The organism is Acinetobacter seohaensis (assembly GCF_056431365.1).
On record NZ_JBWKMK010000011.1, the window covers coordinates 1 to 17,535 of the forward strand.

The window sequence follows — 17,535 nt, forward strand, 5'->3', positions numbered from 1 at the left end:
CGATTGGTATTGATCTAGGCTTAAAAGATATTGCCACCTGTTCTGATGGCACTGTAATTTCAAATCCAAAATTCTATCGAAAATATGAGCAGACATTAGGTATTGCTCAGAGAGCCAGGAATAAGAAGCGTGTTCGTGCATTACACGCCAAGATTGCAAATAGTCGAAAAGATCATTTGCATAAAGCAAGCACCAAGCTTGTGAATGAAAATGCATTGATTATTGTAGGTGACTTGAGTGCTAAAAAATTAGTAAAAACCAAAATGGCAAAATCTGTTTTGGATACAGGATTTTCGGCACTAAAAACAATGCTCAAGTATAAATGCGAGAACGCAGGCGTATTGTTTGAAGAAGTCCAAGAAGCCTATACCACCCAAATCTGTTCGTGCTGCGGTGAGATCACCTCAAGTAGTCCCAAAGGTAGGACAGATCTTGGAATAAGAGAATGGGAGTGCATGAGCTGTGGTACAGCTCATGATCGAGATATAAACTCAGCTTTAAACATTCTTGCGCTTGGGCATAAGCGTCTAGCTGTAGGAATCACCCTCTTTTAAGGGGGGGAGGATGTCAAAACCTCAAAACCGAGCACATGGTTTTACTGCATCGACCTCACCCTGAAAATGAAATCAAAGGTGGGGCATTGAAAGCTGTAAAGCAAGCACTCAAGCAGGAGGGTTTTTTATGAGTTATTTTAAATACAAAGGTTATCTCGGGACGATTGAACCAGACCTTGAAACAGGTGAGTTGTTTGGAAAATTGGCGTTCATTCGAGATCTTATTACTTATGAGGCTGAAACCTTAAAAACACTTGAGCAAGCTTTTCAGGAATCGGTAGATGGATATTTAGATTCTTGTGCAGAATTAGGGAAGAAACCTGATCAGCCATTCAAGGGAACATTTAATGTTCGTATCAGTCCTGAATTACATCGCAAAGCTGTTTTAGCTTCGGAGGAGAGTTCTTTGAATGCATTTGTGAGTGATGCAATTCAAGAGAAATTAATGCGCTTAGGTGTATGATTTTATCAATGCTATAAACTTTATTCTATATTCAATTTAAAGCATAGCGACCTATTGCTATACAGATCGCTATGTTTTTTTGTGTGAAAATTACTTCTTCTTACGTTTTAAGCGTTTCTTCGCCTGTTGTGCAGCAAGAGCCTCTAACGCCTCACGCAATTCTTCATCGCTAAAGGTGGTGATGTGTTGCAGCATCTGTAAAGTCACATCATCCAACACCAAATTGGCGTATTGTGCGACGTTTTTAAAGTTATCATCAAACACAATCGCATTGTCACTGTTGGTGCTGATATAACCTTGCTGAGTTAAGACTTTAATAAAGCTTTGGAACAAGGCTTTGTCAAAGAATTCAGGTGAGTTGAATTCATACAGCACCGACAAACGCTGACCGACCAAATGGCTGAGTTCTTCGACCTGACGTGCCGAAATATTGCCTGAGCCGCGTTGTGTAATCAGCGCCAGCGTCATGTAATAACGCTCTAAACTCTGCATTACAGGCGCAGCCAATACTACCAATTGGTTGTGATCTTCACTATTTGGTGCAGGTGAAATTAAATTGCCTTCTGCATCTTCAGAAATCAATTTGGCCTGAATCAAGGCTTCCACGTAGGCACAAATCCGTTCTTTGAGTTCCTGATCTTGCCATTTCAAGAACAACTCAGCTTTCAGGAACGGATATAAAGTACGAATGACGTTGATTAAATCACCACGACGAATCGAACCATTATGTTTCACCAACGCGGCAATTAAAGATGGTAAGACAAAGGCATGCAAAATATTGTTGCGGAAGTAGGTGAGTAACACCGCCTGATGGTCTTCAATCGCGATAATATCGCCCAAAACGTGCTGCACTCGTTTAATCAGTTTGAGTTTTAAGCCGTAGGCAATAATTTCTTTACCTGCTAATGGTGTGACTTGAGTGCGCTCATCATAAGGCAGGGCAGTGAGCAGATTACGGTAAGTGTCTAACTGCTTCACACAAATTTCTTCATCCAAGGTATGTTTTGGTGTTGCCAGTAAAATCAGCGATAACAAAGATACCGGGTTAATTACCGCAGCACGGTTAATGTTTTCCAAAATCGCATGTGCTGAAGTATTCACTGCATCTGACACTTGTGGTGGAATAGGATCATCATTTTTTTCAATGCTGATGTGTTCGGCATCGTGTTGTTTTAGAACATCATCTAAAAACACAGGTTCGCCAAAATTGACATGCACCTTGCCAAAAATCCGTTCAATCTTGCGCATGGTTTTTAAAATGCCCATTAGCGATTCAGATTCTTTTGGCTTGCCTTGCATTTCACCGACATAGGTTGAACCTTCCATCAGGCGTTCATAACCAATATAAGTTGGCACAAAAGCAATCGGTTTAGCACGACCACGCAAATGACTGTGAATGGTCATGGCGAGCATGCCTGTTTTTGGTGGCAACAAGCGGCCTGTACGTGAACGTCCACCTTCAATAAAGTATTCAAGCGGTGTGTTACGCGACAAAATACTGAATAAATACTCTTTAAAGACGGTGGTGTATAAGCCATTGCCACGGAAAGTACGACGGATAAAAAACGCACCACCACCACGGAGTAATTGCCCTACAAATGGCATGTTGAGGTTGTCGCCCGCAGCAATGTACGGCACCATCATGCCGCGTTTGTAAATCACATAAGACAGCAATAAATAGTCGATATGACTGCGGTGACATGGGGTGTAGATAATTTCATAGTCTTTGGCCAGTTCGCGCACGGTACTGAAATTATGTACTTCCACGCCATCGTATAATTGTGTCCATAAGCGGGTCAGTGCCATATCGGCAAAGCGTACCGCTGCATGAGAATAGTCCGACACAATTTCATTTAAATAGCCAATCGCACGACGCTCTGCTTCAATCACGCTAATTTTACTGCGCAAACTTTCACGACGAATGGCATCTTGCACATCGGGAGATTTGATTAGACTGAGCATGACATTGCGGCGGTCAGACAAGTCTGGGCCAAGGACGACTTCACGCTGTCCATCTAAGTAATTATTTAGCGTGTTGACAATAAAGGTCGCAGGCGACAGGTTTGGATGCTCAGTTTTGGCATGTTCAATTAAACCACGTAATGATTGCGGTTCGTGAAATTCCAAATAAGACTGACGACCATGCACCCCAATATTCATTAACTGCTTGACTGTGCCAGGCGTTGCCCACGTATCGGTAAACAGTAGTTTAAACCACGAATCCTCTTTGTCTGGAGAACGTCCCCACAACACGGTCACAGGTACCAATTCAATATCAAGTTCTGGGTGTTGTTCTAATTGTTCAATTAAACGTAACAAGCGTGGCGGAAAAGCATAAGGTGGTGGATTGAGTAGGTTGTTCTCATCGTGATGCTGTAAAAACAGAATCGAGGCTTTTTCTTTATGTGAACCCATCACCAATGGATCAAGCGCAGGCGTGAGTTTTAAGCGACGTGTTTCGCCATCGACCACCAAGGCATTGCTGCGTGAGTGATTTTGCAATACGTAGCAAGTTATCTTGGTGCGAGTGGCATTTGAGTCTACACTTTGCGCATCCTTGACAGGGACTTCACCCAAAACATGCGGTGTCACCACAAGGTCAAGCAGCTTACCAGAAAGCTGACGATACATTTGACCAAAACCACGCTTGGACATACTCACTCCTACTTCATCACCTAAGTCCCTAGCCAGTAGGGAATTTATTTTGCGTCATTGTATCTAATAATCGCGCTGCATTTTTAGATAATTTGCATGAATATTGTTAGATTTTATCGTTAAAAATCGTATTTTTAGCAAAATTGATCGGCTAAGTTGTGACACAGCGGTCAGTCTTTGATGGGTAAAAGATGCAGAATCTATGGCAAAATAGCAGGCTTAAAATAGTCAGTTTATTTTGACGATTTATTTTTTCATCGACTTCGATCCCGCATCCCCAATTTCCGCCATACATAGGTTAGTTATGAACGCACTCACACAAGAGCTGGTTGAACTTCTTTGTTTAGAAAAGTTAGAAGAAAATATCTACCGAGGTATCAGTCGTAACTTGGTGGGTAAACGTGTTTTTGGTGGACAGGTTTTGGGACAGGCTTTACGTGCTGCATCTTATACCACTGATCGTCCTGCGCACTCATTGCATGCCTATTTCTTGTTTGGTGGCGATGTCAACGCACCTATTATTTATGAAGTTGACCGTTTGCGTGATGGTAAAAGTTTTTCTAGCCGTCAAGTACGTGCCATTCAGCATGGGCGTACCATTTTTACTGCGATGGTGTCCTTTGCGCCGTTGGAAGACGGTCTGAATTATCAAATTTCAGAGCCAAACTATCCTGCAGCAGAAGCTTTAAAAAACGAAGCGGAACTCAAACAGCATATTGTCGAGTTTGTACCTGAAAATGTGCGTGCCAGTTTTATGCGTGATCGCTTGGTGGAGATTCGCCCGATTAATCCGAGCAATCCATTTTTACCGCAGCCTGAAGCACCTGCTTATGCACACTACATTCGTACCCATGACAGCATTTCACCAGAGGTGGATGAAGTGTCTTTGCATCAGGCAATTGCGGCATTTTATTCAGACTTCACGTTAATGACCACAGCACTGCGTCCGCATGGTTTGAGCTATTTATCACCAAGTTTGCAGTGTGCCAGTATTGACCATGCCATGTATTTCCATAAACCGTTCCGTGTGGATGACTGGATGCTGTACGACATGGAAGCCACCATTAGCACTAGTTCGCGTGGTTTGAACTTTGGGCGCATGTGGCAAAATGGTGAATTGGTGTGTAGCACCAGTCAGGAAGGCTTGATTCGTTTACGTGAAATCGAAACGCAATAAAATATAGCCTTTAAAATCTACATTCATCAGCCGACATTCATGTCGGCTTTTTTACATCCTGAAGCACGATCTGAACCTAATCAAAGTGCGCTAGAAAAATAATACTCGATTCAATTTCAGCCACATGGCATAGTCCACACATCACATTAAAAAACTCAATTGCGTATGAGCCTCAATACACAAATTCTAATTGCCGCAATTTTGGGTGTGGTGTTTGGTTTTATTCTGAATCTATTTCCAGACAGCACATTTTTTAGCGCCAGTTTGTATGGCATTGGTTTAATGAGCAGTATTTTTATTGGTTTACTGAAAATGCTGCTGATCCCACTAATTTTTAGCTCAATTGTGGTCGGTGTGTCGAACTTACAGGCTGTAGGGCAATTGAGTCGAGTCTGGAAAATTACGTTGGCGTGTTGTGTCACCACCACGACTTTGGCTTTAATTTTAGGTTTGGCGTGTGCGCATTTATTTGCAGTGGGTAAAGGCGTAGATATTGTGATGTTTCAAGATGCTATGGCGCAGCATCAAAGCCCAGACACGCTTACGCCGTCTTCGTTTTTTACCAATTTCATTCAAAACACCTTAATCAATCCGTTTAAAGCTTTTGCCGAGGGTAATGTTTTGGCAGTGGTGATATTTGCCTTATTGGTGGGTGTGGCGCTGGTCAAAGGCGGGGAGCACTTTAAAACGGTACGTAAACTCAGTCAGCAATTTTTTGAAATTATGATGTTGATGATTGGCTGGGTAATGAAACTGGCACCTTTGGGGATTTTTGCTTTATTGGCTAAGTTGGTTGCAACCGAAGATATTTCAGTCCTGAGTCGTTTGGCAGAGTTTGCTGCAGTGGTCACGGGCACCACGATTTTTCATGGTGTGGTGGTCTTGCCTTTGCTGTTGTGGATATTTGGCAAAATGGATCCGATCACCTTTTTTAAAGGCACACGTGCTGCCTTAATTACGGCTTTTGCCACCAGTTCCAGTTCTGCCACTATGCCACTTTCGATGAAATGTGCGCAGGAAAATTTAGGTGTGCGTCCGCAAACTGCAGGCTTTGTGATCCCGTTAGGTACACAACTGAATATGGATGGAACGGCATTGTATGAAGCTGCAGCGGCTTTGTTTGTTGCCAATTTAATGGGGCTGGATTTAAGTTTAGGACAGCAATTAATTGTCTGTGCCACAGCCATGATCGCTTCTTTGGGCGCGCCTGGTATTCCAAGCGCAGGTATGGTGACGATGATTATGGTATTACAATCGGTGGGCTTGCCTGCAGAAGCGATTGCGATTTTATTGCCGATCGACCGTTTGTTGGATACTGTGCGTACTGTGGTCAATGTGCAGGGCGATATGATGATTAGTGTGGTGGTCGATCGGCATACTCGTGATGACCCTGCACTGCATTCCTGATAATGGGTTTAAAATCGAATCAAGTTTTCAGCATCATCCTGTTTTATTGTGCTATGTAAAGACATGAGCCAAAGCAGATTAATCCCAACATGGGCTGTAGGCCACTTCCCAAATATGACCATCTAAGTCCTGAAAATAACCTGCATAACCGCCGTAAAAGGTGCTCTGTGCAGGTTTTAAAATTTTCGCACCTGCATTTTTTGCTTGTTTCAATACCTGATCGACCTCGAGTGGGCTATGTACATTATGTCCTAAAGTGATTTGTGCAGCACTGCTGGCTGTACCTGTTAAGCCTGTATCTTGTTGTAAACTTTGTTTAGACCATAAAGCCAGTTTTAAGCCTGCTTGCAGTTCAAAAAAGACCACCGCACCTTGTTCAAATTCCTGTCCAATAATGCCTTCAGTTACAAGTCCTAAGCCGTCGCGGTAAAAATCGAGTGCACGTTGTAAATCTTCTACCGCTAAGGTAATCACTGAAATGTGTGCCTGCATGTTTGATCTCCTTATCTTATGTAATTGTTTAAGCGTTTAATTGTTATGATCTTGACAGTAGGGCATTTCTGGCTGCGTTGTAAAGTGCAACTTTGGTGGAGAGGGAGATTGTGATTACGGCGTAAAACTGAAAGTGGACATACAAATAAAAAGTCCTATTCGAGATTGAGCGAATAGGACTTTATGTTATAGACCAATAGTCAGTAATTTAACGGACTATTTGGTTTCGGTATCAGATGCGGTTAAATCGTCAGTTTCTAAAAATTCAGGCTGATCAACATCAACATCAACATCAACATCAACATCAACATCAACATCAACATCAACATCAACATCAACATCAACATCATCGCCAGTCGCTTCTGGAATGCTGTCTAAATCAAATTGATGCGCTTGTTCTAAGGTAAAGTTCAAACGTCCGCCCATCACACTCGCAAGTTCTTCCAAACCTTGCTTATTGAGTGATGAAAACAATTGAATCGAGAAATCTAGTTTCATCTTTTTCAACTGCTGTTTGACTTCAAGCAATACTTTATTGGCAGGGCCGCGGTTGAGTTTGTCCGATTTGGTGAGCAATACATGCACGAACAATTTACGCGAATACGCCCATTCCAGCATCATCACATCAAAGTGCTGTAAGGGATGGCGAATATCCATCAGTAACACCAAGCCTTGTAAACTTTTACGATGAATCAAATAATTTTCGAGTTCTTTTTGCCACACAATTTTCATGGCTTCAGGTACGGCTGCATAACCATAACCGGGTAAATCGACCAAACGCTGTTCAGGGTTGCCCAAACTAAAGAAGTTGATCATTTGAGTACGACCCGGTTTTTTAGAAGCACGTGCCAATTGTTTTTGATTGGTTAAAGCATTAATTGCACTGGACTTACCTGCGTTGGAGCGTCCTGCAAAAGCCACTTCGTAGCCAGTATCTTCTACACATAAATTCAGTTTAGGCGCACTCATTAAAAACTCGGCTTTACGCAGCCAGTTTAAGGCGCGAACAGAGTATTCAGTAATGGCAGGGTCTACTTTTTTCTCGTAGCTAATTTTCTGCCGTGGCTGTGCTGCTGCCTTACTGTTTTTCGATTTTCCTCTGCTATGGTGCATAACTTAACTTCAATTCATGGTCTACAAACAGGCATTATAAAGCAAGTCATACAGGCAAGCGACCTTTGCGCTCTGAATGCCCGAAAAAAGCAACATCTAGGATGATATTGCTTTGACCGTTTAAGTTGCTTTAAAGATGAATCAGTGGGATTGGAGATTGTGTACTGAACTGTAAATTGGGTACAGGCTGTAGCACTTCACCCAAGCTGTATTGATCTAAGCTTTGATAAAACTGTTCCATTGCCTGATTGAGAATGCCTTTTAGTCCACATTGCGCACGCAGCACGCAGGGCGGGGTATTACACTCTACAATTTGATTTTCACCTTGCAGGATTCTCACCACATGACCTAAACGCAAAGGCAATGCTTCAGGATGCAAGCGAATCCCGCCACCTTTACCACGAGTGGTAATTAGCCATCCTTGCTTACCCATAAAGTGAACGATTTTTACCAGATGGTTCTGGGAAACATGCAAATCCTGTGCAATTTCTGCAATGGTATAGGGTACATCTCGAGGACGCGAGATATACATTAAAATACGCAGCGCATAGTCGGTGAATTTATTTAATTGCATGATCGCACAGATGTTTTTTTTAAATACAAATAAATTAAGGCTAGTCTAGCATAACTAGACTAGCCTTACCTATTAGCTTTTAACGCTTTAGATTAGTGGCGAACACCACCTGTACCAAACGCTTCGCTATGGATTTGCTCATCTTTGATGCCACGCGCAAGTAAAGCTTTGCGCTGTTCTGCCATGAATGGCATTGGACCACATAAGTAGTAATCAGCATCGGCTGGTAACAGCGCTGCATCTACAGTGCTGAGGTCTAAACGACCCGCAACATCGTAATCTTGACCCAGTACATCACCTTCGTTCGGGAACTCATACGCAGTCAACGTATGAATACGTGGACATTTTGCAGTTAAGTCTTGGAGATGCTGTTTCATGGCATGTACTTGTTTGCTACGACATGCGTGAATAAATGTCACAGGTTGTGGCACATCTAAAGTCACCAATTGATTCAACATTGCAATCATTGGTGTTAAGCCAACGCCGCCACTAATGAAGACATTGCGTTTGTTGCTGTCGATGAGGAAGAAGTTACCTGTTGGTGCAGATACTTCAACTTCAGAACCTTCTGGTAATTGGTGCAATACGTTCGATACCCAACCTGCAACTTTATCTGCACCATTGCCTGGCTCACGTTTTACAGAAATACGTAAGTAATCTTGTTGTGGGCTAGTCGATAGCGTGTATTGACGTGGTTGCTTCAAGCCAAGTTCAGGTACAAATACGCGTACTGAAATATATTGACCTGCTTCGTATTTTGGTAAATCGCCACCATCTACTGGCTCGAAGTAGATTGAAGTGATTTCGTCACTTTCTACAACTTTCTTGGCAATTTTGAAATTACGCCAGCCTAACCAGCTGCCTTTAGTTTGTTCGTGTTGTTCGTAGATTGCACGTTCAGCATTAATAAACACTTCTGCTAACTGACCATAAGCAGCTGCCCATGCATCAATTAGAGGATCTTCCATTGAAATATTTAATACTTCGCTAATAGAGTGAAGTAGGTTTTCGCCCACAATATTATAGTCAGGTGCTTGAATGTTTAAGCTCACGTGTTTGTGGGCAATCAATTCAATCACAGGCGCAAGCACAGAAGGATCTTCAATGTTTTCAGCATAAGCCAATACAGCACCTGCAAGCGCTTGAGCCTGCGCACCACTACGTTGGTGACCCATGTTAAAGGTTTCTTTTAGATCAGGATTATTCCCGAACATGCGGTTATAGAAATAACCAGTCAGTGCGACACCATTTTCACGGAGTACAGGAACAGTTGCTTTTACAAGGTCAATTTGCTGTGGAGTCATGTTCGATCTCTCATGGCTGTTATTTATAAGATGTATTCAAAATACATCTTATAAATAAGGATTGCAAACATTTTTTTGTGAAACCTTAAAAAAAATATGGATTATAAAAATATCCCATTATTTTTAAAGTTTTTATGGGGTTTGTAGATGTGACAGCGAGAGGTTTGTAAGTGTTCATTTAGGTTTTGGATGGTGCATCCATGAATGAAATCTATACAAACCTCATCGTTTATAACATGCTATTTCTTACCAAATAATGACCCTAACAAACCTCGTACAATTTTCTGCCCAGTAGAACCGCCTAAGCTGCGTGCTGCGCTTTTGGCAAAGGTACCCACAATATCCTGAGTTAGTTTTTCACGCTGTTTGGCAGCGCGTTCTGCTTCTTTTTGCTGTTCGCGGGCTAGACGTTCTTGCTCGCGCGCTTGTTGTTTGGCGAGTGCTTCGGCTTCTTTAGCCTCTTGCTTGGCGCGTGCTTCAGCTTCTTTGGCTTCAATTTTAGCTTGTTCTGCTGCTGCGGCTAGTTGCTGACGTTGTTCAACTTTTTGTTGCAGCATTTCATAAGTACTTTCACGATCTAATTGCTGCTCATACACACCTGCAATAACACTCTGGCTGATACAGGCTTGACGTTCTTCTGTGCTAATTGGGCTAAACGATGAGTAGGGCGGCATTACCCAAGCACGTTCTACAATTTGCGGTGTGCCTTGTTCATCTAAGCAACTAATTAAGGCTTCACCTACCGCAAGTTCGGTAATGGCTTGTTCAACTTTAAAGTCTGGGTTGGCACGGAATGTATCTGCGGCAGTTTTTACCGCTTTTTGGTCTTTGGGTGTAAAAGCACGTAAGGCATGCTGCACCCGGTTGCCGAGCTGTCCCAGTACACTTTCAGGCAAGTCCAGTGGGTTTTGGGTCACAAAATAAATCCCCACCCCTTTAGAGCGAATCAAACGTACCACTTGTTCAATTTTTTCTTGTAGCGCGCTGCTGGCATTGTCAAATAACAAGTGTGCTTCATCAAAAAAGAACACTAACTTTGGCTTGTCCAGATCGCCCACTTCAGGCAATTGTTCAAACAGTTCCGATAACATCCATAATAAAAAGGTAGCGTACAGCTTTGGCGTGTTCATGAGTTTGTCTGCAGCCAAGACATTAATATTGCCGCGTCCCTGACTGTCAGTTTGAATAAAATCCAAAATATCCAAACTCGGCTCACCAAAGAATTTGTCACCGCCCTGATCGGCTAAAGCCAATAAATTACGCTGAATCGCACCCAAACTGGCTGGGGAAAGATTGCCATACTCGGCTTTAAATTCACTGGCATGTTCGCTGACATAGGTCAGCATGGCTTTTAAATCTTTAAAATCAATCAGCAATAAACCTTGATCATCGGCAATACGGAATACCGCAGACAACACGCCCTCTTGGGTGTCATTCAGGTTCAGCATTTGCGCCAATAATAACGGGCCAATTTCAGAAATGGTGGTACGAATCGGATGACCTTGTTCGGCAAATAAATCCCAAAACACCACAGGAGATGCTGCAAACGGAATGCTTTCGATACCTAAGCTCTTAATACGTGCATCAAACTTTGGGCTGCTGCTGCCTGCTTTGGCTAGACTGGAAACATCGCCTTTGGCATCGGCTAAAAATACGGGTACACCAATTCGTGAAAAGCTTTCTGCCAAGACTTTTAAGGTGACGGTTTTACCTGTACCTGTTGCACCTGCAATTAAACCGTGGCGGTTGGCAAACTGTGAATGTAAAACTACGTCTTGTTGAACGTCGGCAGTTTTTTTACCAATAACGATTGCTGTACTCATATTTTTATCCTGATTTATATAGCTATTGTTAAAATGATGATCTGTGCTGCATTAGTCGCTGAAGCGTTGTAAGGCATTTTGAATATCTTGAATTAAATCTGCAGGATGTTCTAGCCCAATACAAAAACGCACCAATAATCCTTCAGCCAAGTGAGAGTGCTCTAGGGTACGCATGGACTTGAGATCGTAAAGCATCACTAAACTTACGGGGCCGCCCCAGCTAAAGCCGAGTTTAAATAAAGATAGTGCATCACAGAATTGGCGTACAGCGGCTAAATCATATTCAGGCTTAAAAATCACACTGACCAAACCTGCGCTGTGTCCATCGCGGCAAATTTCTTTCCAATACGCATGCCCCGCAGATGTGGCATCAGCAGGGTGCAACACCTGAGCAAATTGTGGTTGTAGTTTCAGCCAGTTGAGTAATTCAATTGTGCTTTTTGCTTGGTGCTCATAACGTAGTTGCATCGAAGCCAAACTGCGTTGTACTTGCGCGACATCATCCCCCGATACGCAAATACCTTGAATGGCATGCATACGAAACAGTTGATGATGTAAGTGTTGATCACGGGTCACGACAGACCCCATTAAAATGTCACCACCACCACTTGGGTATTTGGTCAGGGCATGGACGCTTATATCGACACTTAAATGTTCATCACCAAAATCGAAAGCATTAAACGCAAGTCCTGCACCCCAAGTATTATCTAAGGCTGTGAGCATGTGATGTGATTTGGCTTTTTTGACTAATGCAGTTAGGTTTGGAAACTCTAGTGTGACCGAACCTGCCGCTTCTAGCCAAATCAGTTTGGCTTGGGCAGAAGGTTGAAAGCTATCGACATCAATTGGATTGTAGACTTGAACGGTGATGCCGTAACGCTGCTCTAAATTGCGTAAATGCTCCATGTTTGGGCCGTAAATATTGTCAGCCACCCAAACTTCATCGCCTTGACTTAAAAAGCAGGAATTCACCAAATTAATTGCTGATAGTCCGCTTGGTGCGAGTAAGCAGTATTCACCACCTTCTAATTGCGCAATCTGATCAGCGAGTGTGAATGTAGTCGGTGTGCCATGTGTGCCATAGCTATAATCATAAGCATCAGTCCAGTGTCGATTAAACAGTGCATCTGTGTTTTCAAAGATAATGGTCGATGCACGAAATAGGGGAGGCTGTACCGTTTGAATATATTGTGGGGCACGTCTTGGTGCATGAATTAAAGCAGTTTGAGCATTTTTCTTCACAGGTTCACTCAGAAAATAAGCAAATTTTGAGTTTAGCTTAAGAGAAATACTGGCTTTAGGCTATAAAAAGCTGCACTACAAGACATGCCTTGAACTTGGCGCTATTTTTGCAGAAGCTCAAGTGTAGACATAACTCAGGATGATTAAGATGCAAGCGCCATTAAGAGTGCATTATTTTCAACATATTGCCGAAGAAGGTTTTGGGAGTTGCTATAGCTACCTGAAACAAATGCAGGCACACATCAGTGCCACCGAATTTTTTGCTTTGCCACCCGAACAAAATATTGAAATTGAAGCTTTGCCACGGGTCGAAGATGTCGATTTATTGATTGTGATGGGCGGCGCCATGAGTGTCAATGATGAGGCGAACTATCCCTGGCTAAAAATTGAAAAGCGCTGGATTCGACGTTATTTGGCTTCAGGCAAGCCTGCTATTGGCTTGTGTTTGGGTGGGCAGTTAATTGCCAATGCGTTGGGTGCAGCGGTCAGTCGTAATCCAGAACAAGAGCGTGGTTGGCATCCAGTCTATAAAGTCGAAAATACACCAGAAACCTGCTTTCAAATACCTGATCAAATCACAGTGATGCAGTGGCATGGTGAAACTTTTGAATTACCAAAGGGCGCGGTAAGACTTGCCAGTAATGCCGCCTGCGCTAATCAACTCTATCAAATTGGGAAAAATGTACTAGGATTCCAATTCCATCCAGAAATTACCCCACAAGCTTTGCAGCTGTTTTTAGACAATGCCGAAATGAAACCAGCATTTTCGGGCATGTATGTACAACCCGCGCATGAATTAAAACAGATGTCTGCGGCACAATTTCAGGCAGGCAACCAATTAATGAATCGTGCAATAGATTATGTTTTAGCACAAAGCAAACTTCGAGAATAAAGTCATGGATTGTGGCGCAAACACAGAAAAGAAAGTTAGGTCAGGGCGATGACGATTTCTGCTGTCAGGGGTGGTTGGAATGGTCAAAATGCAGATTGTCTAAATTTACACTCAATAAATGGATAGGAATGCTGCCTAACTCATATATAAAGTGCTAATCGTATATTTTAAAAAGAGAAATCGGCAGAGCGTGAAAAATAAAGCAATAAAGCCAAAAAGAGATTTGCTTATGCATTAAACAATCGTTATAATGGGCGACCCTTTATGCAAGGGGGTTAACTGCGAAGAAAGTAGTTAACATCGTGACAGTCGTGGCATCGATCATGACCTTAGTGATAATTCACTGCCTTTGACACTTGCCTTAAATTAGTGGGGTGAGATGCGTCAAGGGTGATTCTTTATATATTTGGCTTGGAGTTAACTGGTATGTCTAACCAGAGAATTCGTATCCGTTTGAAGTCTTTTGATCATCGTCTGATCGATCAATCTGCTCAAGAAATCGTAGAAACCGCTAAGCGTACTGGCGCACAAGTTTGTGGTCCAATCCCGATGCCAACTCGCATCGAACGCTTCAACGTTTTAACATCACCACACGTAAACAAAGATGCGCGCGACCAGTATGAAATCCGTACTTACAAGCGTTTGATCGACATCGTTCAACCTACAGATAAAACTGTTGATGCGTTGATGAAATTAGATCTAGCAGCTGGTGTTGATGTTCAGATTGCATTGGGTTAAGGCTTTCGGTTAATTAACACTCTAAGTTAATTAGGCCGCTTTTTTAGAGGTTTATGCACATGGCTATTGGTTTAGTCGGTCGCAAGTGCGGTATGACTCGTATCTTTACAGATGCTGGTGTTTCTGTACCTGTTACAGTGATTGAGGTTGATCCTAACCGCATCACTCAAATCAAAACGCTTGAAACAGATGGTTATCAAGCAATTCAGGTTACTACTGGTGAACGTCGCGAATCTCGCGTAACTAACGCTCAGAAAGGTCACTTCGCTAAAGCGGGTGTTGCTGCTGGTCGTTTAGTTCAAGAATTCCGTGCTACAGAAGCTGACCTTGAAGGTCGTGAAGTTGGCGGAACTATCGGTGTAGATTTGTTCACAGTAGGTCAGATCGTTGACGTAACTGGTCAGTCTAAAGGTAAGGGTTTCCAGGGTGGTGTTAAGCGTTGGAACTTCCGTACTCAAGACGCTACTCACGGTAACTCTGTTTCTCACCGTGTTCTAGGTTCTACAGGTCAAAACCAGACTCCTGGTCGCGTATTCAAAGGCAAAAAAATGGCTGGCCATTTAGGTGCTGAACGCGTAACTGTACAGGGTCTTGAAATTGTATCTATCGACACAGAGCGTTCAGTTCTTGTTGTTAAAGGTGCGATTCCTGGTGCGACTGGTGGTGACGTAACTGTACGTCCTACGATCAAGGCTTGAGGGGAAATAACGTGAATTTAAATACTGTTTCCGGCTCTGCTGTTGAGTTATCTGAAGTTGCGTTCGGTCGTGAATTCAATGAAGCACTTGTACACCAAGTTGTTACAGCTTACTTAGCTGGTGGTCGTCAAGGCTCTAAAGCTCAGAAATCACGTGCAGACGTTGCTGGCGGTGGTAAAAAACCATTCCGTCAAAAAGGTACTGGCCGCGCTCGTGCTGGTTCTATTCGTAGCCCAATCTGGGTTGGTGGTGGTAAAACTTTTGCTGCTCGTCCACAAGATTGGTCTCAAAAAGTTAACCGCAAAATGTACCGCGGTGCAATGCAATGTATCTTAGCTGAACTTGTTCGCCAAGATCGTCTTGTATTGGTTGAAGAGTTTGCTGTTGAAGCTCCTAAAACTAAAGAGTTGCTTGCAAAACTTAACGACTTGAATGCAACTCGCGCATTGATCGTAACTGAAGCTGTAGATGAGAATCTATATCTTGCAGCGCGTAACCTTCCACACGTTGATGTGGTTGATGCTACTGCAATCGATCCTGTTAGCTTGATCGCGTTCGACAAAGTTGTAATGTCTGTTGCTGCTGCTAAGAAAATTGAGGTAGAACTCGGATGAACAACGAACGTTTATATCAAGTCCTACAAGGACCTGTATTTTCAGAAAAAGCACAAGTTTTAGGCGAAACTGCTGGTGTTCAAGTATTCAAAGTTGCATTAAATGCAAACAAACTTGAAATCAAAAAAGCAGTTGAGCAATTATTTGGTGTGGAAGTTGTTAAAGTTAACACGACTATCACTAAAGGTAAGACTAAGCGCTTTGGTCGTACATTAGGACGCCGTTCTGATGTTAAAAAAGCATACGTCACCCTGAAAGCTGGCCAAGATGTTGAAATGGCTGACTTGGGCGATACCGCTGAAAGCGCAGCGGAATAAGGACGAAATTTATGCCGATTCAAAAATGTAAGCCAACGTCTCCAGGACGTCGCTTTGTAGAGAAAGTCGTTCACGACCATCTTCACAAAGGTGCTCCTTATGCGCCGTTGGTAGAAGCTAAAAAACGTACTGGTGGTCGTAACAACAACGGTCACATTACTACACGTCACGTTGGTGGTGGTCATAAGCAACACTACCGTATCGTAGACTTCAAACGTAACAAAGATGGCATTCCTGCTGTTGTAGAGCGTATTGAATACGATCCAAACCGTACTGCACACATCGCATTGTTGAAGTATGCTGACGGTGAACGTCGTTATATTATTGCGCCTAAAGGTTTACGTGCTGGTGATCAAGTTCAATCTGGTAACGATGCTCCAATTCGTCCAGGTAACTGCTTACCACTTCGTAATATGCCAATCGGTGCTACTCTTCACAACATCGAACTTAAAATCGGTAAAGGTGCTCAATTAGCGCGTTCTGCTGGTACTTCGGTTCAATTGTTGGGTCGTGACGGTTCATACGCTATCGTTCGTCTACGTTCAGGCGAAATGCGTAAAGTGCACGTTGAGTGTCGCGCTGTGTTAGGTGAAGTATCTAACTCAGAAAGCAACCTTCGTTCACTTGGTAAAGCAGGTGCTTCGCGCTGGCGTGGTGTTCGTCCTACCGTTCGTGGTATGGCAATGAACCCGGTTGATCACCCGCACGGTGGTGGTGAAGGGCGTACTAAAGGTATCCAACCTGTAAGCCCATGGGGTCAAAAAGCTAAAGGGTACAAGACACGTACCAACAAGCGTACGACTAAGATGATTATTCGCGACCGTCGCGTTAAGTAACAAGTAAAGGAATCTGACAATGCCTCGTTCTCTGAAAAAAGGCCCATTCGTCGATGCGCACTTGTTCGCTAAGGTTGAAGCGGCAATCGCGGCTAATAACCGTAAGCCGATCAAAACTTGGTCGCGTCGTTCGATGATCCTCCCAGATTTTGTTGGTTTAACAATTTCTGTTCACAATGGTCGTAACCATGTTCCAGTGATTATCTCTGAACATATGGTTGGTCATAAACTCGGTGAATTCGCGCCAACTCGTACCTATCGTGGTCACGGTGTTGACAAGAAGTCTAAACGTTAATAGGTGCTATGATGGAAGTAACTGCTAAATTACGCGGTGCCGCTATCTCGGCACAAAAAGCACGTTTGGTTGCAGATCTTATCCGCGGCAAATCTGTTGCGCATGCACTTAACATTTTAAACTTCAGCAACAAAAAAGCTGCTGTTTTAGTTAAGAAAGCATTGGAATCTGCAATTGCAAATGCTGAACACAATAACAGTTTAGATGTAGACGACCTTAAAGTATCTACGATTTACGTTGACGAAGGCATGAGCCTTAAACGTATTATGCCACGTGCTAAAGGCCGTGCAGATCGTATTACTAAGCGTACTTGTCACATCACCGTTAAGGTAGGGGTTTGA

19 protein-coding genes are annotated in these 17,535 nt (G+C 43.1%); 12 read left to right on the plus strand and 7 right to left on the minus strand.

Annotated features, from left to right (window positions below; genetic code table 11):
- Positions 1–554: RNA-guided endonuclease InsQ/TnpB family protein (locus AC07E5_RS01155; RefSeq protein WP_180111224.1), on the plus strand; the 554-nt coding region annotated here is incomplete at its 5' end.
- Positions 555–681: 127 nt separating this feature from the next.
- Positions 682–1,017 (plus strand): type II toxin-antitoxin system HicB family antitoxin, encoded by a 336-nt coding sequence (locus tag AC07E5_RS01160; protein ID WP_004974672.1) that lies wholly within the window; start codon positions 682–684, stop codon positions 1,015–1,017.
- 90 nt (positions 1,018–1,107) lie between these two features.
- Here AC07E5_RS01160 and plsB read toward each other — a convergent pair whose 3' ends face one another.
- Positions 1,108–3,672 (minus strand): glycerol-3-phosphate 1-O-acyltransferase PlsB, encoded by a 2,565-nt coding sequence (gene plsB, locus AC07E5_RS01165; RefSeq protein ID WP_498624491.1) that lies wholly within the window; start codon positions 3,670–3,672, stop codon positions 1,108–1,110.
- A gap of 304 nt (positions 3,673–3,976) precedes the next feature.
- On the opposite strand from plsB, the gene AC07E5_RS01170 reads away from it, so the two are divergent.
- Both AC07E5_RS01170 and AC07E5_RS01175 read left to right on the plus strand, forming a co-directional pair.
- Complete coding sequence (locus tag AC07E5_RS01170) at positions 3,977–4,849, plus strand: acyl-CoA thioesterase (RefSeq protein ID WP_004974677.1); 873 nt, start codon at positions 3,977–3,979, stop codon at positions 4,847–4,849.
- 165 nt (positions 4,850–5,014) lie between these two features.
- Positions 5,015–6,256 carry a dicarboxylate/amino acid:cation symporter gene (locus AC07E5_RS01175; RefSeq protein WP_004974680.1) on the plus strand — a complete coding sequence of 414 codons (1,242 nt, stop codon included), beginning with the start codon at positions 5,015–5,017 and terminating at the stop codon, positions 6,254–6,256.
- A 78-nt stretch (positions 6,257–6,334) separates the two neighbouring features.
- Here the strand turns inward: AC07E5_RS01175 and AC07E5_RS01180 are convergent, their stop codons facing one another.
- From AC07E5_RS01180 to AC07E5_RS01205, 6 genes are all read right to left on the minus strand, one after another.
- On the minus strand, positions 6,335–6,748 hold the full coding sequence (locus AC07E5_RS01180) for a VOC family protein (protein WP_019836869.1): 414 nt from the start codon (positions 6,746–6,748) through the stop codon (positions 6,335–6,337).
- A 216-nt stretch (positions 6,749–6,964) separates the two neighbouring features.
- Entirely contained in the window at positions 6,965–7,861 is an 897-nt protein-coding gene (yihA, locus tag AC07E5_RS01185) for a ribosome biogenesis GTP-binding protein YihA/YsxC (RefSeq protein ID WP_498624492.1), read from the minus strand.
- Positions 7,862–7,991: 130 nt separating this feature from the next.
- Positions 7,992–8,435 (minus strand): RrF2 family transcriptional regulator, encoded by a 444-nt coding sequence (locus AC07E5_RS01190; RefSeq protein ID WP_004974689.1) that lies wholly within the window; start codon positions 8,433–8,435, stop codon positions 7,992–7,994.
- Between the two features lie 92 nt (positions 8,436–8,527).
- Positions 8,528–9,739 carry an NO-inducible flavohemoprotein gene (gene hmpA / locus AC07E5_RS01195; protein WP_498624493.1) on the minus strand — a complete coding sequence of 404 codons (1,212 nt, stop codon included), beginning with the start codon at positions 9,737–9,739 and terminating at the stop codon, positions 8,528–8,530.
- A gap of 239 nt (positions 9,740–9,978) precedes the next feature.
- Positions 9,979–11,562, minus strand: coding sequence for a helicase HerA-like domain-containing protein (locus tag AC07E5_RS01200; protein ID WP_498624494.1), 1,584 nt, complete (start codon positions 11,560–11,562; stop codon positions 9,979–9,981).
- 51 nt (positions 11,563–11,613) lie between these two features.
- A complete protein-coding gene (locus AC07E5_RS01205) occupies positions 11,614–12,804 on the minus strand; it encodes a PLP-dependent transferase (protein ID WP_004974695.1) in 1,191 nt (396 codons plus the stop codon).
- Between the two features lie 148 nt (positions 12,805–12,952).
- Between AC07E5_RS01205 and AC07E5_RS01210 the strand changes: the two genes are divergently transcribed.
- The 8 genes from AC07E5_RS01210 (at position 12,953) to rplV (ending at position 17,535) form a co-directional block, all read left to right on the plus strand.
- Positions 12,953–13,696, plus strand: a complete 744-nt coding sequence (locus AC07E5_RS01210; protein ID WP_179993945.1) for a type 1 glutamine amidotransferase — start codon at positions 12,953–12,955, stop codon at positions 13,694–13,696.
- Positions 13,697–14,122: 426 nt separating this feature from the next.
- A complete protein-coding gene (gene rpsJ, locus AC07E5_RS01215; protein WP_000070912.1) occupies positions 14,123–14,434 on the plus strand; it encodes a 30S ribosomal protein S10 in 312 nt (103 codons plus the stop codon).
- A 59-nt stretch (positions 14,435–14,493) separates the two neighbouring features.
- Complete coding sequence (rplC, locus tag AC07E5_RS01220; RefSeq protein ID WP_026438075.1) at positions 14,494–15,132, plus strand: 50S ribosomal protein L3; 639 nt, start codon at positions 14,494–14,496, stop codon at positions 15,130–15,132.
- 11 nt (positions 15,133–15,143) lie between these two features.
- Positions 15,144–15,746, plus strand: coding sequence for a 50S ribosomal protein L4 (gene rplD, locus AC07E5_RS01225; RefSeq protein ID WP_004974702.1), 603 nt, complete (start codon positions 15,144–15,146; stop codon positions 15,744–15,746).
- On the plus strand, positions 15,743–16,063 hold the full coding sequence (gene rplW / locus AC07E5_RS01230; protein WP_004974703.1) for a 50S ribosomal protein L23: 321 nt from the start codon (positions 15,743–15,745) through the stop codon (positions 16,061–16,063). Before rplD ends, rplW begins: the two co-directional genes overlap by 4 nt.
- An 11-nt stretch (positions 16,064–16,074) precedes the next feature.
- The gene (gene rplB, locus AC07E5_RS01235) at positions 16,075–16,899 is read left to right on the plus strand and encodes a 50S ribosomal protein L2 (protein WP_004974706.1); all 825 of its coding nucleotides are present in this window, start codon (positions 16,075–16,077) and stop codon (positions 16,897–16,899) included.
- 19 nt (positions 16,900–16,918) lie between these two features.
- Positions 16,919–17,194 carry a 30S ribosomal protein S19 gene (gene rpsS, locus AC07E5_RS01240; RefSeq protein WP_004673001.1) on the plus strand — a complete coding sequence of 92 codons (276 nt, stop codon included), beginning with the start codon at positions 16,919–16,921 and terminating at the stop codon, positions 17,192–17,194.
- Between the two features lie 11 nt (positions 17,195–17,205).
- Complete coding sequence (rplV, locus tag AC07E5_RS01245; RefSeq protein WP_001982638.1) at positions 17,206–17,535, plus strand: 50S ribosomal protein L22; 330 nt, start codon at positions 17,206–17,208, stop codon at positions 17,533–17,535.

What these genes read in the sequence shown, in the direction of transcription:
- AC07E5_RS01160 (WP_004974672.1), top strand. Translation starts at nt 682, where the DNA reads ATGAGTTATTTTAAATACAAAGGTTATCTCGGGACGATTGAACCAGAC.
- plsB (WP_498624491.1), bottom strand. Translation starts at nt 3,672, where the DNA reads ATGTCCAAGCGTGGTTTTGGTCAAATGTATCGTCAGCTTTCTGGTAAG.
- AC07E5_RS01170 (WP_004974677.1), top strand. Translation starts at nt 3,977, where the DNA reads ATGAACGCACTCACACAAGAGCTGGTTGAACTTCTTTGTTTAGAAAAG.
- AC07E5_RS01175 (WP_004974680.1), top strand. Translation starts at nt 5,015, where the DNA reads ATGAGCCTCAATACACAAATTCTAATTGCCGCAATTTTGGGTGTGGTG.
- AC07E5_RS01180 (WP_019836869.1), bottom strand. Translation starts at nt 6,748, where the DNA reads ATGCAGGCACACATTTCAGTGATTACCTTAGCGGTAGAAGATTTACAA.
- yihA (WP_498624492.1), bottom strand. Translation starts at nt 7,861, where the DNA reads ATGCACCATAGCAGAGGAAAATCGAAAAACAGTAAGGCAGCAGCACAG.
- AC07E5_RS01190 (WP_004974689.1), bottom strand. Translation starts at nt 8,435, where the DNA reads ATGCAATTAAATAAATTCACCGACTATGCGCTGCGTATTTTAATGTAT.
- hmpA (WP_498624493.1), bottom strand. Translation starts at nt 9,739, where the DNA reads ATGACTCCACAGCAAATTGACCTTGTAAAAGCAACTGTTCCTGTACTC.
- AC07E5_RS01200 (WP_498624494.1), bottom strand. Translation starts at nt 11,562, where the DNA reads ATGAGTACAGCAATCGTTATTGGTAAAAAAACTGCCGACGTTCAACAA.
- AC07E5_RS01210 (WP_179993945.1), top strand. Translation starts at nt 12,953, where the DNA reads ATGCAAGCGCCATTAAGAGTGCATTATTTTCAACATATTGCCGAAGAA.
- rpsJ (WP_000070912.1), top strand. Translation starts at nt 14,123, where the DNA reads ATGTCTAACCAGAGAATTCGTATCCGTTTGAAGTCTTTTGATCATCGT.
- rplC (WP_026438075.1), top strand. Translation starts at nt 14,494, where the DNA reads ATGGCTATTGGTTTAGTCGGTCGCAAGTGCGGTATGACTCGTATCTTT.
- rplW (WP_004974703.1), top strand. Translation starts at nt 15,743, where the DNA reads ATGAACAACGAACGTTTATATCAAGTCCTACAAGGACCTGTATTTTCA.
- rplB (WP_004974706.1), top strand. Translation starts at nt 16,075, where the DNA reads ATGCCGATTCAAAAATGTAAGCCAACGTCTCCAGGACGTCGCTTTGTA.
- rpsS (WP_004673001.1), top strand. Translation starts at nt 16,919, where the DNA reads ATGCCTCGTTCTCTGAAAAAAGGCCCATTCGTCGATGCGCACTTGTTC.
- rplV (WP_001982638.1), top strand. Translation starts at nt 17,206, where the DNA reads ATGGAAGTAACTGCTAAATTACGCGGTGCCGCTATCTCGGCACAAAAA.